The 14,073-nt window shown below is 63.1% G+C and carries 13 protein-coding genes; 10 read left to right on the forward strand and 3 right to left on the reverse strand.

Annotation, left to right across the window (positions count from 1 at the left end; genetic code table 11):
• Positions 1 to 104: 104 nt before the first annotated feature.
• A complete protein-coding gene (locus tag HMPREF2912_RS06055) occupies positions 105 to 1,340 on the reverse strand; it encodes an HNH endonuclease signature motif containing protein (protein WP_083299142.1) in 1,236 nt (411 codons plus the stop codon).
• 196 nt (positions 1,341 to 1,536) lie between these two features.
• On the opposite strand from HMPREF2912_RS06055, the gene HMPREF2912_RS06060 reads away from it, so the two are divergent.
• Positions 1,537 to 2,115 (forward strand): LURP-one-related/scramblase family protein, encoded by a 579-nt coding sequence (locus HMPREF2912_RS06060; protein WP_070596787.1) that lies wholly within the window; start codon positions 1,537 to 1,539, stop codon positions 2,113 to 2,115.
• On the opposite strand, the gene HMPREF2912_RS06065 is transcribed toward HMPREF2912_RS06060, so the two are convergent.
• Positions 2,112 to 3,167 (reverse strand): HAD-IB family hydrolase, encoded by a 1,056-nt coding sequence (locus HMPREF2912_RS06065; protein WP_227485605.1) that lies wholly within the window; start codon positions 3,165 to 3,167, stop codon positions 2,112 to 2,114. The two genes, HMPREF2912_RS06060 and HMPREF2912_RS06065, sit on opposite strands and share 4 nt — an antisense overlap.
• A 66-nt stretch (positions 3,168 to 3,233) precedes the next feature.
• Between HMPREF2912_RS06065 and HMPREF2912_RS06070 the strand changes: the two genes are divergently transcribed.
• From HMPREF2912_RS06070 to HMPREF2912_RS06110, 9 genes are all read left to right on the forward strand, one after another.
• A complete protein-coding gene (locus HMPREF2912_RS06070) occupies positions 3,234 to 3,473 on the forward strand; it encodes a glutaredoxin family protein (protein WP_070533963.1) in 240 nt (79 codons plus the stop codon).
• A 103-nt stretch (positions 3,474 to 3,576) separates the two neighbouring features.
• A complete protein-coding gene (locus tag HMPREF2912_RS06075; RefSeq protein ID WP_070596786.1) occupies positions 3,577 to 4,953 on the forward strand; it encodes a glutamyl-tRNA reductase in 1,377 nt (458 codons plus the stop codon).
• On the forward strand, positions 4,954 to 5,844 hold the full coding sequence (hemC, locus tag HMPREF2912_RS06080) for a hydroxymethylbilane synthase (protein ID WP_070596785.1): 891 nt from the start codon (positions 4,954 to 4,956) through the stop codon (positions 5,842 to 5,844).
• A gap of 178 nt (positions 5,845 to 6,022) precedes the next feature.
• Positions 6,023 to 7,729, forward strand: a complete 1,707-nt coding sequence (locus tag HMPREF2912_RS06085; RefSeq protein WP_070596784.1) for a bifunctional uroporphyrinogen-III C-methyltransferase/uroporphyrinogen-III synthase — start codon at positions 6,023 to 6,025, stop codon at positions 7,727 to 7,729.
• A 62-nt stretch (positions 7,730 to 7,791) separates the two neighbouring features.
• Positions 7,792 to 8,769 carry a porphobilinogen synthase gene (gene hemB, locus HMPREF2912_RS06090; protein WP_070521091.1) on the forward strand — a complete coding sequence of 326 codons (978 nt, stop codon included), beginning with the start codon at positions 7,792 to 7,794 and terminating at the stop codon, positions 8,767 to 8,769.
• A 10-nt stretch (positions 8,770 to 8,779) separates the two neighbouring features.
• Positions 8,780 to 9,478, forward strand: a complete 699-nt coding sequence (locus HMPREF2912_RS06095) for a hypothetical protein (RefSeq protein ID WP_070596783.1) — start codon at positions 8,780 to 8,782, stop codon at positions 9,476 to 9,478.
• The gene (locus HMPREF2912_RS06100) at positions 9,475 to 9,972 is read left to right on the forward strand and encodes a tellurium resistance protein TerC (protein WP_070596782.1); all 498 of its coding nucleotides are present in this window, start codon (positions 9,475 to 9,477) and stop codon (positions 9,970 to 9,972) included. The genes HMPREF2912_RS06095 and HMPREF2912_RS06100 overlap by 4 nt, the downstream gene beginning before the upstream one ends.
• A 38-nt stretch (positions 9,973 to 10,010) precedes the next feature.
• On the forward strand, positions 10,011 to 11,051 hold the full coding sequence (gene hemE, locus HMPREF2912_RS06105) for a uroporphyrinogen decarboxylase (RefSeq protein WP_070596781.1): 1,041 nt from the start codon (positions 10,011 to 10,013) through the stop codon (positions 11,049 to 11,051).
• Complete coding sequence (locus HMPREF2912_RS06110) at positions 11,052 to 12,434, forward strand: protoporphyrinogen oxidase (RefSeq protein ID WP_070596780.1); 1,383 nt, start codon at positions 11,052 to 11,054, stop codon at positions 12,432 to 12,434.
• On the opposite strand, the gene HMPREF2912_RS06115 is transcribed toward HMPREF2912_RS06110, so the two are convergent.
• Complete coding sequence (locus tag HMPREF2912_RS06115) at positions 12,431 to 14,050, reverse strand: ATP-binding cassette domain-containing protein (protein WP_070596779.1); 1,620 nt, start codon at positions 14,048 to 14,050, stop codon at positions 12,431 to 12,433. The genes HMPREF2912_RS06110 and HMPREF2912_RS06115 overlap by 4 nt on opposite strands.
• Positions 14,051 to 14,073 lie beyond the last annotated feature (23 nt).

Consider the following 14,073-nt stretch of genomic DNA (forward strand, 5'->3'; position numbering starts at 1 on the left):
TATCGATTTATCCACACGAAATGTCCCTTAAGCCCCCTTCTATCCGTCATTTCAGACGACCTCTCCGTCGTCTCGCACGACGTCGTTTCAGACGACGACGCCGCTTAGAACGGAATGTCTTCCTGCGGTGCGCTTGGAGTGTGGGGTTCCTTGGCAGCGGCCTGCGCTTCCTTAGCTTCCTGCTGGGCAGCTTCCTCTTGGGCGCGCTCGCGGGTGGCCGTGATTTTCTGGGCTACCGTCTGCGCCCACCGCTTCGCTTTCTTTGCCAGCGGGCCGGTCGGCTCCGTCGTGGCCCACGTCCCGTCCTCGTAGAGCCACACCATATCCCCGGTGTGTGGGTCCATGATGTAGTGCGCGCGCCCATCAGTCTTCATATTGTGATGGTGTTGGCACAGGCTGGCCAGGTTGCGCGGGTGCGTGGCGCCGCCGTCGGCATAGTTGATGCGGTGGTCCATCTGGCACAGGTAGGCCGGCCGGTTGCAGCCCGGAGCGCGGCAGGTGCCATCGCGGCCTTCCACATATTTGCGGATGAGCTCTGAAGCTATGTAGCTGGCTGATTCCGGCGGCTGGGAGGACAGGTCGCGCGTGCGTGTGGCGGGCATGTCCTGCGATGTCCATCCATACCCTTGGACAAAGGTAGGAGCGTTGTCGATGTCACTAGCTTGGTAGGTGTGCAGAATGATAGTCGCCGGTGGAGAGATGCTGCCGGCGATGAGCTTCTTTAGGGCATCGGCCTGCGAGAGCCCGTTCTCCTTCGCCGCCTGTTTGATGTAGCCATCCAGAATCATCCCCGTGGCACTGTCCGTGTTGAGCTCAAGGATGCCGCGCTCGCCAGTATCGGTAAAAGTATAAGAGTCCTTCTTCGGCGAATCGCGGAAGGTAAAAGCTTTATTGATGCTCTTGCAAGTATCGCGCACCTTACGCCCAATCTGCGCCGGTGTAGGGAAGACTTGATTCGGGGAGGTAGGGGTGAAGAAGGTGACCAGGGAATCGTCGATAAGCGCGAGCGTTTCCGGAGGAAGCTTGCCCAGCTTCGTCAGGGTGCGGTCGATGGTGATGAGCGCCTTCATGTCCAGCAGAAACTGACTGTCCTGCAGGGCCTTGACCTGCGGTAGTTCCGTGAGGCGGTGCACGGCCAGGCAGCATTCGCTCACGGTGTAGTCACCGACGCCGAGCTTGGCGACGAGCCTCTGGCACGCAACATCAAAATCCTCATCGAGATCTGGCATGGCGGCTACCCATGAGCGATAGTCCGCGCGGCGGGCGGCGCTGCGCTCCACGGCGAGGGTGCAGTCAGGGTTCATATGGGAAAAGTAGGCGGTTTGAGTGGCGGTGTTCACGGTGTCCCCTAGGTTTATGGTATCGCTTGTATGTTCTATGAGCACTATAAGACACGCCCCGGACATCTACTATGACCTGGGGAATGTAGGTGTTTCCTCGAGGTATTTGAGACATACAAGCGCCCTCTTTGCATCAGGTGGGGAGTATTGTCTTCCGGCCCCACAGGAGTCCGCTGCGTACGTATGATGGCGAACTATGTTGCCTAGACTCTTGACCCTTGACAACCTGGTTATCTCACAGACAAAGTCCTTCATGCAGGATCAGTTCCTGATCGCCGATGAACAAGGCGTGCCCGTGGGCACCATCGTGCAGTCGTCGAGCATGAAGGACATGTTCTTCAATGCCTCCCGCAGCCTCGAGGTTGCCTTCACGGATGAGCAGGGCAATCCGCAGCAACCGCTCATGGTGATCAAGGATCCGCCGAACTTCGTGCGGGATACCTATGAGGTGTATTTGCCGGGCGTCGAGAAGCCCATGGCAGTGGTGACCAAGAAGTTCTCCCTGCTAAAGACGCGCCTGACCTTGGAGATGGAAGGCTTCCCAGAGATTGAAATTGAAGGCGATGTCTGGGATTGGAATATCCAGATCAACAGCCAGGGACAGCCCCTAGCGGAAGTGCGCAACGAATGGTCAGGCGTGGGGCGGTTCCTAGCCGGGAAGAATACCTACAAACTCAGCATCGCGCCGGGGCTCGACCCGCAGCAGCATGCGGGGCTCATCGGTGCGGTCATGTGCATGGATATGCTGCGCACCAAGCAGCAGAACAGCAGCTAGCGGCGCACCATGCGCCAGCTTCCATAGGAAAAGAGCGCGGTGGCCAGCGCTGGGAGGCCATAGGTGCGCACGGCCTTGCGCACGGAGCGGTAGTCGCGGATGAGCCAGCCTTTTTCCTCGGCGATATCGCGCAGCTTGGAATCCGGGTTAATGGCCACGGGGGTTCCCACCATGGAGAGCATCGGGACGTCGTTGGAGCTGTCGGAGTAGGCGGTGCAGCGCTCAAGGTCGAGGTTCTCCAAGGTGGCCAGTGCTGCCACGGCGTGCTTTTTGCCCGAGCCGTGGAGGATATCGCCCACGAGGCGGCCGGTGAAGCGGCCATCTTTTACTTCCGCCACGGTGCCGAGCGCGCCCGTGAAACCGAAACGCTGCGCCAGAATCTGCGCTAGCTGCACGGGGGTTGCGGTAACCAGCCATACCTGCTGGCCGGCATCGAGGTGCATCTGCGCCAGCTGTTTTGTGCCCGGGTAGGCCTTGCGTGCCATGGATTGGTCCACGATGCTCTCGCACAGGGCCACCATCTCATCCACCGAGCGGCCCTTGACGAACTCGAGCGCCTGCACGCGCCCGGCGGCTACGTCCGCGGCATTCTCTGAACCGGAGACGCGGAATTTGAGCTGCTTCCACGCGATGGGAAGGATCTCAGAAAGCTTGAAGTAGCGGCGGCGCGCAAGCCCCAGCGCGAAGGCTACGAGCGAGGAGCCTTGGATCAACGTGTTATCCACGTCGAAGAAGGCGGCGGCGCCAACGTCCTGGGGGATGTCTGGGTCGGGCTCAGTGATGGAGCGTGAACCCGCCGATTCGAAGGATCCCCGGACGGAATCCACGCCAGAGGAAAACGCATCCAGGTCAATGCCAAAGAGGTGTTCCACCGCCGCGGCTGCCGACGCCTCACCTGCCGCCCGCTGGTGCTCCTCACCCAGCGGGGCAAAGGCCTGTTGCTCCAAGAAGTTACGTAGGTTTCCCCTGCTTGCGGTCCAGTTGGCAAGGAACTCGCGGGGAGAATCGGGCATACCGGGAGGCAGGGGGAGGGGCACGCGTTCAGCTTTCATGGGGCGGGCAGACTAACGTGTCCATAGTAAACCGCAAACCGTTCTACGTCCTATCGAGGAGTTTCTATGTCCCACGTCGTCGAGCTGATGGTGCGTACTACGTGTGGCTCTTGCGCGCGAGTGCTCGAGCAGATTACTCCGGTGGTCCAGCAGGCTGGTGCGGAGCTTAACGTGCGCACGGTGGATGAGGATGCGGAGCTGGCCATGGAATATGGTGATCGCGTCCCCGTTGTAGTGATTGATGGGGAGGAATTCTCCTGTTGGGAAGTGGACAATGAGGAGCTAGCGCAGGCGCTGGCGCAGTAGTTTTTTCGGCGTTCCCGCGAGTTTCGGAAACAAGCAGAAGGCTAGTAGTCTTTTGGATGATCTATGTCATCCAAAGGGATGATAAACAACTGGAGGGTAGTGCATGAGTGTGCTCGTCGTGGGCATGTCGCATCAGTCGGCGCCGGTGGCGCTGCTGGAAAAGCTGAGCATGGACGAGACCGTGCAGAACCATACGTGCCGGACCATGGTGTCGGCGGGCTCGCTGAGCGAAGCGATGATTATCTCCACGTGCAACCGCCTGGAGGTCTACACCGTTACCAATTCCTTCCACACAGGCGTGCAGGATGTCGTGCGCAACCTCGCTGAAGTCTCCGGCGTGGGGGAGGAGGAACTGCGCTCCTACCTTTATGTTCGCTATGCCGACGCCGCCGCTGAGCACCTCATGATGGTGGCCTCGGGCTTGGACTCGATGGTGGTAGGTGAGCAGCAAATCATCGGCCAAGTCCGTACCGCCTATCAGTTCGCTGTCGAGCAGGGAACCGTCGGGCCGCGCATCCACGCGCTGGCCCAGTGCGCGCTGCGCACCGGCAAGCGGGTGCATTCCGAAACCGAGATCGATGAGGCGGGCTCCTCCATGGTCTCTTTCGCTTTCGATCAGGCCCTGAGCCGCATGGGCACGAACGATCTCGACGGCAAGCGCGTGCTGATCTTGGGGGCGGGTGCAATGGCCTCGCTAGCGGCAACCCACGCGGGGCGCTTGGGAGCACACCTGGTTATTGCGAACCGCACCCTGGCTCGCGCCCAGCGCGTGGCGGAACATGCCCATGAAGCGGGCGTCTATGCGGACGTCGTTGAGTTCGCGCACCGCGCCCAGGCTTTGCGCGATGTGGACATGGCGATTTCTGCCACGGGCGCCCAGGATTTCACCATTTCAGCGGCCGACGTCGAGCGCTACCACGTGGCCGACCGTGAGCTCATGCTCGTGGATCTCTCGCTCCCTCGCGATATCGATGATGCGGTGGCAGATGTCGAGGGGGTCGACCTCGTCAACATCGAGAGGCTGAGTAATTCTTTGCAGGCGGCCGATACTGACCTTGCCGCCGGCACCAGCCCCCACGCGCAGGCGCGGCGCATCGTCAATGAAGAGCTGGAAGCCTATGCTTCCGAACAGCGCGTCCGCGACGTCGTCCCGGCGGTATCGGCGCTGCGCAAGCGGGCAGCGAACCTGGTTCAGTGCGAGGTAGCGCGGCTGGAGCAGAAGCACCCAGAGCTGGATGAGCGCCAGATGGGAGACATCAACCGTGCTCTCAAGCGCGTTGCGGATAAGCTGCTCCATGAGCCCACGGTTCGTGCGAAGAAGCTCGCAGCCAACTCCGGAACGGTGAGCCACGAGACCGCGCTACAGGAACTCTTTGGGCTCCAGCTGGAGGGCAGCGGTGTGGCCATTGACGTGGCGGAGCTGCCGGATGCCGCGCAGATGGAAGCCGCGGAAAGCACTAAGGAAGAAGAGGACGCATAGATGTTGAAGATCGGCACCCGAGGATCCCTCCTGGCCACCACGCAGTCGGGGCACGTGCAGGAGTGGCTGCAGCAGGCAGGCTATGAGGCAGAGTTGCACATCGTCACCACGCAGGGGGATGTCAACATGGCGCCCGTGGAGCGCATCGGCGTGGGCGTATTTACGCAGGCCCTGCGTGAGGCCGTCGCCCGCGGCGAGTGCGAGATTGCGGTGCACTCCTTCAAGGATCTGCCCACGGCTGCCGACGAGCGCTTCGACCTTGTGGTTCCGCAGCGCCAGGACATCCGCGAAGCGCTTATCGCCCGCGATGGCCTGACCCTCAAGGAACTGCCGGAGGGCGCTCGCGTGGGTACCTCCGCGCCGCGCCGCATCAGCCAGTTGCGGGCGCTGCGCCCGGACCTGGACATTCGTCCACTGCGCGGCAATATCGATACCCGCATGGGCAAGGTCACCGGTGGCGAGCTCGATGCCGTCTTCCTGGCCTACGCAGGTCTCGTACGCGCGGGCTATGCCGATCGCGCCACCGAGGTCTTCGACCCGGAGGTTTTCATGCCCGCCCCGGCACAGGGCGCGCTGGCCATCGAGGCAGTGAAGGGAACGGAGGCTGCACAGGCCATTGCCCTGCTTGCCGACGCCCCCGCCACCGCCGCCACCCGCGCCGAGCGCACCGTGCTCTCCCGGCTAGAAGCCGGCTGCACCGCGCCGGTCGCTGCGGTCTCTCACTGGGAGGGCGAGCAACTGGTCGTGCGCGGCGGAGTCTTCGCCCTCGATGGTTCTCGTCAGCTCATCGCTCAGGCCCAGGGCGAGGCCAGCGAGGCAGAAGAATTGGGGCGCGCGGTCTCCGAGGAGCTCTTCGCGCAGGGAGCTGCAGACCTCCTGGCAGCGGAGTAATCGCACGTAATTTTTGCTTTGGGGCCTTTTCCTTTAGTGTGTATCTAGCACACAATCATTGAGAGCAATGATTTAGGCCCCCTTAACTCGCGAGTGAGGGGCTTTCTTGTCTCCATTTCCCGCGCCTGCCACGCGTGGCGCCGGGGCACTCGGAATCCACAAACTAGAAAAGAACCTTATGAGCAATGCCGTGCCGGATACCCAGCCTGAGCTGGGTAAGTCTGATCTGGGCAAAGTCGTCTTCGTCGGTGCCGGCCCAGGCAACCCCGACCTGCTGACCGTTCGCGCCCGCGAGGTTCTGGAGACGACAGCCAACGTTGTTACCGACGCCGCCGTGTCCCAAGGCGTGCGCGACATGGTGGCGCAGCAGGTGCCGGTTCCGCAGGAGCTTCTCGATGCCGCCGAGGAGGAGTACGAACGCATCTGCGCCGCTGCGAAGGAGGCGGGTGCGCGCCGCAAGCCGCCGCGCCCGGCTCCGCCGACGGCAGCGGTGTTTGAGGAGGCTGCGGGGGACGTCGTCAAGCAACTGCGTGAGGCGCTCGAGCGCGCCGAGGGCCACGACGTGATCCGCCTGGTCACCGGAAACCCGCTCAACCGCGAGTCCATCAAGGCGGAAATCACCGCCGTGGCCAATGCGGGCATGGAATTCCAGGTGATCCCGGGCATGTCCCTGCCTTCGACAGTTCCGTCTTTTGCGGGTATTGCTCTCGGTGCGACCTATACCGAGGCCGACATCACCGAAGGTGCGGATTGGGACGCGCTGGCCACCGCGACGCAGCCGCTGGTTTTGCAGGCCACCGCAGAGGATCTGCCGGTGATTTCCGCCGAGCTGGTGGAGCGCGGGATGCCCGCGGAGACGGAAGCCTACGTCACCGTCCACGGAACCACCCGTCTGCAGCGCACCCACGAGACCACTCTGGGCACGCTGGGCAAGCTCGACGCTGAGCTGCCGGGCGAGCTCGTCGTCACGCTGGGCCGCAGCTTTGATGATCGCTCGAAGTACTCCTGGTGGGAGAACCGTTCGCTCTATGGCTGGCGCGTGCTCGTGCCGCGCACGAAGGAGCAGGCCGCGGCGATGAGCGCCCGCCTGGCTGGCCACGGTGCCATTCCGCAGTCGGTGCCCACTATCTCCGTGGAACCGCCGCGCAACCCGGCGCAGATGGATCGCGCCATCAAGGGCATCGTCGAAGGCCGCTACAAGTGGGTCGTGTTCACCTCCGTCAATGCGGTGAGCGCGGTGTGGAAGAAGATCGCGGAACTCGGCCTCGATGCCCGCGACTTCGCCGGTGTGCACCTGGCGGCGGTGGGGCAGAAGACCGCCGATGCGATTCGCGCCAAGGGCATGGTCCCGGAGCTTCTGCCGCCGGCGAGGAAGCAGAATGCCGAGGGCCTCGTGGAGGTCTTCCCTAATTACGTTGAGGACATCGACGCCGTGGGCCGCGTGTTGCTGCCGCGCGCGGATATCGCCGGCGAGACTCTGGTGAACGGCCTGTTGGACTTGGGCTGGGAAGTCGATGACGTGGTGGCCTACCGCACCGTGCGCGCGGCCCCGCCGGCGGCGGAGATCCGCGACATGATCAAGTCCGGTGGCTTCGATGCGGTGGCCTTTACCTCGCCGTCGACGGTGCGCAACCTCGTCGGCATCGCAGGCAAGCCCCATGCCCGGACCATCATCGCGTGCATCGGCCCCTCCACCAAAGCGGCGGCCGAGGAGGTGGGGCTGCGCGTGGACGTGGTCCCGGAGGTCGCGGATGTGCCGACGCTTGTCGACGCCCTCGCTGACCACGTCGCCGCCCTCCGCGCCGCCGGCAACCTGCCCGCTCCGCGCAAGAAGCGCCGCTCGCGCAAGAAGTCGGCGTCGACCACAGCTGGGAAGGCAGATTAGGGGCGACTAGAGTCGAGAAAGTACTTTTGTTTTTCTCGTAGCTCAAAGGAGAGTTTTTACTCATGAGCATTGCTCGCCGCCCCCGCCGCCTGCGTCAGAACCCGGCTTTTAGGGACTTGGTTGCGGAAACGTCGCTGCGCCCCTCTGACCTCATCCTCCCGATGTTCGTCGTCGATGGTCTGGATGAAGCCCGCGAGATCCCCTCCATGCCGGGCGTAGCGCAGCACAGCTTGGATTCCCTCAAGCGCGCCGCCCACGAGGCACTTGACGCCGGCGTGACCTGCGTTGACCTTTTCGGTGTGCCGCGTGAGGAAGACAAGGATGCAACCGGCTCCGTGGCTTGGGACCCGCAGGGCATTCTCAACGTCGCGATTGCCGAGCTGCGCAAAGAGTTCGGCGATGACCTCATCGTGATGGCGGATACCTGCCTCGATGAGTTCACCTCGCACGGTCACTGCGGTGTGATCGATGACAAGGGCCGCGTGCTCAACGATGAAACCGTCGAGCTCTACCAGGACATGGCCCGCTCCCAGGCCCGCGCCGGTGCGCACATGGTCAGCCCCTCCGGCATGATGGACGGCCAGATTGCCGCCATCCGTGAGGCCCTCGATGAGGCCGGCCATGAGGACGTTGCCATCATGGCCTATTCCGCCAAGTACGCCTCCGCCTTCTTCGGCCCCTTCCGCGATGCCGTCGGTTCCTCCCTGGAGGGCGACCGCCGCACCTACCAGCAGGATCCGCGCAACTTCCGCGAGTCCATGCTGGAGGTGGACCTAGACATCGAGGAAGGCGCGGACATCGTCATGGTTAAGCCTGGCCTGCCGTACCTCGACGTGTTGGCCGGTGCCGTGGAGCGCTCCTCCGTGCCGGTAGCCGTGTACCAGGTGTCCGGCGAGTATGCGATGATTCAGGCAGCCGCCCAGAACGGGTGGATCGATGGTGAGGCCGTTATGCTGGAGTCCTTGACCGCGTTCAAGCGCGCGGGCGCGGACCAGATCCTGACGTACTTCGCCACGGACGCCGCCCGCTTGCTCAAGTAAAAGGAGAATCGTGACGTTCAGCCCGAACACGGCTTCGTCGGCACAGAAGCCGGCGAAGCAGGACAAGGAGCCGGATAAGGAGAAGGCCACTCGCACCGAAGCCGTCTCCCTCATGCTCAAGGTGTGGGCCGTTGCCTTGCTGTTTGAGGTGGTGCACCTAGTCCTGAGCATCGTGCTGACCCTGATGAATAGGGACGAGCTCTTTGCCCAGGCGCGCACCACCGCGGAGTCCGCAGCGGAAAAGTCCGGGCAGGACGTCAGCGATGCCCTCGTGCAGCTCGTGGGCTATGGCTCGGTGGCGTTCAGTTCGCTGATATCGCTCGCCATCGTCGTCCTGCTGGGCATCATGCTGGGCTTGATCCACAAGAACTCCACGGCGGCCGGCACCGGCCGGCGCCTGTGGTTCGCCTTCTCCCTCTACTTCGCCCTCCGCGTGCTTATCGTCTTCATGAGCAGCCCCGCCGGGGCGAGCGTTCCGGACTGGCTGTTCGTTCTCGATGGCGGCGTGCAGATCCTCGTCGGCGTGGCCGCCGTCATGGGCTTGATCTTCTCCTCCAAGGAAGAAGTTCTTGAGTACACCGGCGAGATGGAACAGATGCGCCAGATGCGCAAGGAGATGGAAGAGCAGCGCCGCCAGGAAAACCTGGAGGAGCGCGAGAAGAAAAACAAGGACAAGGAGAAAGAAAGAGACAAGGACGGCAAGCGATGAATGACCGCCCCGGCCCCGCGGACTATAACCGCCGTCCGCGCCGCCCCAAGAGGCAGGGCGAGCAGGATTTTTCAACTTGGCCTTCCCAGCTGCGCATCTCCTATTGGGTCTTTGTGGTTGCCGCCGTTGTGATGTTGACCGCCGGAATGGTGGGACTCTTTGGCTCCTATGGCTCGGTGACGAACCCCGAACTCAGCCCAGAGCAGGTGGGCTATATCCGTTTCAATACGCGCTTTGCTGCCATTTCTCATGTGGTGAGCGCTGTCATCATTGCGGCGTGCTCCGCGCAGTTAGCAAACGGTTCGGTGTGGGCGCGCCGCATCACTACCGCGGTTTCCGCCTATGCCATGTTCGTCAGCATAGCGGCGCTGATTGCCGGCGTGGGCGGGCTGCTCTTGTTGCTCATTCCGATGGCGCTCATGGTGGGAATCTTCTTCCTCTTTCATCCAGAGTCGACGGCGTTCATTAAGGCCCGTCGGGCGCAGAATTCCTGATTGGCGCCCACTCCAACTTTTGATTCATAATGGACGGTATGTCTCGTCTGTCTGCCGCGCCGCTTATTGAGGCCGCTTCCGGCCGCACCCCGTCCCGTCCACCCGTCTGGTTCATGCGCCAGGCGGGGCGTTCTTTGCCGGAGTACCGCAAGGTCCGTGAGGGAATCAGCATGCTGGATTCCTGCTTCATGCCGGAGCTGCTGGCGGAGATTACCCTGCAGCCAGTGCGCCGCCACGACGTCGACGCGGCCATCTTGTTCAGCGATATCGTCGTCCCGCTCAAGGCCGCGGGCGTCGGCGTGGAAATCGTCCCCGGACGCGGCCCAGTCATGGATGCGCCCGTGCGCACCAAAGCAGATGTGGCGAACCTGCCTATCCTCGACGTCGACGTGCCCGAGGTGCGCCAGGGCATCGAGATCATTCTGAACGAGCTCACCGACAAGCAGGCACTCATCGGTTTTGTCGGCGCGCCTTTCACTTTGGCTAGCTACCTCATTGAGGGCGGCCCCTCGAAGAATCATGAGCGCACCAAGGCCCTGATGCATTCCGAGCCGGACATCTGGCATCAGCTCATGGAGCGCCTGACCCCGACGATCATCTCTTTCCTTCAGCTCCAGCTGGAGGCGGGAATCGATGCGATGCAGCTTTTTGATTCCTGGGCGGGCTACCTCAACGAGCGCGACTACCGCGAGTTTGTTCTGCCCTATTCAACGCAGATCCTTAAGGCCGCGGAGGGCCGCGTGCCGCGCATTCACTTCGGCGTGGGAACCGGCGAGTTGCTCGGCGCGATGTCGGAAGCCGGTTCGGAGGTCATGGGCGTGGACTACCGTGTGAGCATGGATGCCGCCGCGGCACGCGTCGATGCAGACATCCTGCAGGGCAACCTTGATCCAGCTTTGCTCTTTGCCGGCGAGGATGCGGTGCGCCAGGGCGTGCGCACCATCAAGGCAGAGGTCGCCCGCGCAAGGGAGCGCGGCGACGTGAAGGGACACATCTGGAACCTCGGCCACGGGGTTCTGCCGACTACCGACGCCGACGCCATCACTCGCGCCGTCGCCATCATCCACGAGGAGGGCTAAATGAAAATCGCGATCATTGGTGCTGGACTGGCGGGACTCACCGCCGCGTGGGAACTCAAGCACAACACCGAGGGCTCCCATGAGGTTTATGTTTTCGAGGCGGCCGGCCGCATCGGCGGCAAGCTGCACACCGTGCCGTTTAATGGCGGGCCGACGGACATGGGCGCGGAGGCCTTCATCCGCCGCCGCCAAGATGCCGTGGACTTCTTCACGGAGCTGGGCTTGGAGGATTCCTTCGTGGAACCCAACAGTCAGCTGCGCCCCCGCGTGTATACCGGCGGCGAGCTGCACTTCTTGCCACAGGGCGGTGTCATGGGTATTCCTTCCGCGCCGCAGGACTTCTTCTCCGCTGCCACCAATGAGCGCATCACCAACGAGCAGCCCTTTGAGTGGGAAGTCGGCGGGGATGTCTCCGTGGGCAAGCTCGTGCGCCAGCAATACGGCGATGACGTGGTGGACCACGTGGTCTCCGCGCTCCTCGGCGGTGTGTACTCCTGTACGGCCGATGACCTGGGCCTCCGCGCCACGGTTCCGCACCTAGCGGCCACGCTGGACTCGCTGGCGAAAGAGGGCCCGGTAACCCTGTCGGCGGCAATCAAACAGATCGAGTCCGGCCGCAGCCCGGCCGAAGGCTCCGTCTTCGGCACCTTCAAGGGCGGCTACGCCGAGCTCTACGAGGCCCTGGCTGAGAAGTCCGGCGCGCAGATCCACCTGGACACCTTCGTCTCGGGCGTGACGCGTAAGGGTGATGCCTTTGAGGTCAAGGGCGCGCCGGGGGATATCGGCCCCTTCGACCGCGTGCTCTTTGCCACCCCGGCTCCGACGACCGCGCGCCTGCTCAAGGCCGTGGCTCCGGAGGCCGCCCAGGAGTTGTCTTCTGTCCAGCTGGCCTCCTCTGTAGTCGTCGGCTTCAACTTCGCCTCCGCCACGGACCCGGAGGGCAACTCCCTTCCGGAGGCCACCGGCATTCTCGTCGCCTCTGACGAGCCCGGCGTGCGCGCCAAGGCTTTCACGCTCTCATCCAATAAGTGGCCGCACCTGAACGAGCGCGAAGGCTTCCTCGTGCGCGCCTCCTTCGGCCGCTTCGGCGATGACGCCCTCGTGCGCGCGGAGGAGGATGACCTGGTGGACTATGCCCTTGATGACCTGCAGAAGATCACCGGCTTCGACGGCCGCGCCGCCGGCGTGGAGGAGATCTACACGCAGCGCTGGTTCGGCGGCATCCCCCGCTATGACGAAAAGCACCTGGCTACCGTTGCCGCCGTGCGTGCCGCGCTTGCCGACGTCCCCGGTATCGCCACCGCCGGCGCTTGGGCCGATGGAGTCGGCGTGCCCGCCGTCATCGCCGGCGCCCGCGCTGCCGCGCAGGCGCTCGTCAGCTAGCTCTCCGTCCCTCCTTGTGGTGCCTTCAGCTCTTCGATGGAGTTACGTAGTCGCTCTGCATTGCGAGGGGAACGCAGAAGGTATTCCGTTTCACGGAGCGAGTTGTAGTCATCCATGGAAACGGTCGTTGTGAGGTTGAGCTGCTCGCACACGTGCTCGTCGTGGCTGACCAGGATGAATGCCCCGCGGTAGCTCGTGAGCACCTCAATCAGCCAATCGGTGGTGGGGATATCGAGGTTGTTTGTCGGTTCGTCGAGAAGCAGAAAGCGCGGGGCTGGGTCGCTGAGCAAGACGCGGGCGATTTCGACGCGGAAGCGCTCGCCACCAGAAAGCTGGCCCACTGGCTGGTGGATCTTGTCGTTGATAAAGAGCATTTGGGCCAGCTGGTCGCGCAGGAACTGCGGGTCCGCGTTGGGGTTGGCCTCCCGCACGATGTCGAGCACCGACTTCTCCTCAGGCAGGACGATGCGTTGGCGGATGTATCCGCAGGGCAGCGCGTACTCGACGTCGCCGCGGGCGATGCGGTTGAGGAAGGTGGTCTTGCCGCTGCCGTTGGGCCCGGCGAGGCGAACACGCTCAGGGCCAGTAATGCTGAGCAGATCGCTGACCAGCACGCGGGTGCCCACGGGCAGCTCAGTGCCGGGGAGGTCGATGTGGACATGGGTGTCGTCGCGAAGCGCGCGCTGTGCCTTGTCATGAGCCGACAGGGCGGCAGCCACTGCATCGTTGGCCTGTTGAGAACGCCCAGCGGCCGAGCGCTCAGAACGGTTCTTGTCCAAGCCCATGGCCATGCCGGGTTTGCGCTTCGAGGCGGCGAAGTTCTTGCCGCGGCGGGCATCGCGCGCAATGCGGGTCTGCATGGCGGCGCGCTCGCGGATTTGTTTGCGGTGTTCGGCCTTGGTCTCTCGGACCTTGGCCTGCGCGGAATCCTGCTCGGCATCAATCGCTGCGCGGTAGGAGGAGTAGTTTCCCTCGAACTCGCGAAGTGTTCCGTGGTAGAGCTCCGCAATGCTATCCGCGTGCGCGAGGAGCTCGCGGTCGTGTGAGACGACGAGAACCGGCATCGGCGCGGTGCGAATGAGCTCGAGCAGGCGCTGGCGTGATGAGGAGTCCAGGTTGTTGGTGGGCTCGTCGAGGATGAGGAAATCCGGCTTGCGGAAGAATGCGGCGGTCAGTGCCACGGTCACCGCTTCACCACCCGACAGTGTTCCGATAGTGCGCTCTAAGGGGAAGGGGATACCCGCAGCGTCGAGAGCTGCTTCAATACGTTCTGCTAAGTCCCACTGCTCACCAACAGTGGCGGCGAGCTCTTCCGAGTATTCGCCAGCCTCAATGCGGGCAATGGCGTTGAGGACTTCGGTCGCGCCAAAGACATCGGCGATGGTGCTAGACGTATGGAGGCCTAAATCCTGGTCGACATAGAGGACTGAGCCCGCGGATACCGTTCCCGAAGTCGGGGCAATGAGGCCTGCAAGTACCTTGGCTAGCGTTGATTTTCCGGAACCATTCGCACCGACCAAGCCCGTGAAGTGCGAGGAAAACGTGCCGGTGAGCTCCGTGAAACAGGGGGTGCCGTCGGGCCAGGTGACGGTGAGATGAGAAAAAGAAATAGGCATGAAGAAATCCACCTTCGAGTAAG

The organism is Corynebacterium sp. HMSC056E09, assembly GCF_001813425.1.
GTDB classification, from domain to species: Bacteria; Actinomycetota; Actinomycetes; order Mycobacteriales; family Mycobacteriaceae; genus Corynebacterium; species Corynebacterium hesseae.

What these genes read in the sequence shown, in the direction of transcription:
- HMPREF2912_RS06115 (WP_070596779.1), bottom strand. Translation starts at nt 14,050, where the DNA reads ATGCCTATTTCTTTTTCTCATCTCACCGTCACCTGGCCCGACGGCACC.
- hemB (WP_070521091.1), top strand. Translation starts at nt 7,792, where the DNA reads ATGAGCATTGCTCGCCGCCCCCGCCGCCTGCGTCAGAACCCGGCTTTT.
- HMPREF2912_RS06100 (WP_070596782.1), top strand. Translation starts at nt 9,475, where the DNA reads ATGAATGACCGCCCCGGCCCCGCGGACTATAACCGCCGTCCGCGCCGC.
- HMPREF2912_RS06065 (WP_227485605.1), bottom strand. Translation starts at nt 3,167, where the DNA reads ATGAAAGCTGAACGCGTGCCCCTCCCCCTGCCTCCCGGTATGCCCGAT.
- hemE (WP_070596781.1), top strand. Translation starts at nt 10,011, where the DNA reads ATGTCTCGTCTGTCTGCCGCGCCGCTTATTGAGGCCGCTTCCGGCCGC.
- HMPREF2912_RS06075 (WP_070596786.1), top strand. Translation starts at nt 3,577, where the DNA reads ATGAGTGTGCTCGTCGTGGGCATGTCGCATCAGTCGGCGCCGGTGGCG.
- HMPREF2912_RS06060 (WP_070596787.1), top strand. Translation starts at nt 1,537, where the DNA reads ATGTTGCCTAGACTCTTGACCCTTGACAACCTGGTTATCTCACAGACA.
- hemC (WP_070596785.1), top strand. Translation starts at nt 4,954, where the DNA reads ATGTTGAAGATCGGCACCCGAGGATCCCTCCTGGCCACCACGCAGTCG.
- HMPREF2912_RS06070 (WP_070533963.1), top strand. Translation starts at nt 3,234, where the DNA reads ATGTCCCACGTCGTCGAGCTGATGGTGCGTACTACGTGTGGCTCTTGC.
- HMPREF2912_RS06085 (WP_070596784.1), top strand. Translation starts at nt 6,023, where the DNA reads ATGAGCAATGCCGTGCCGGATACCCAGCCTGAGCTGGGTAAGTCTGAT.
- HMPREF2912_RS06110 (WP_070596780.1), top strand. Translation starts at nt 11,052, where the DNA reads ATGAAAATCGCGATCATTGGTGCTGGACTGGCGGGACTCACCGCCGCG.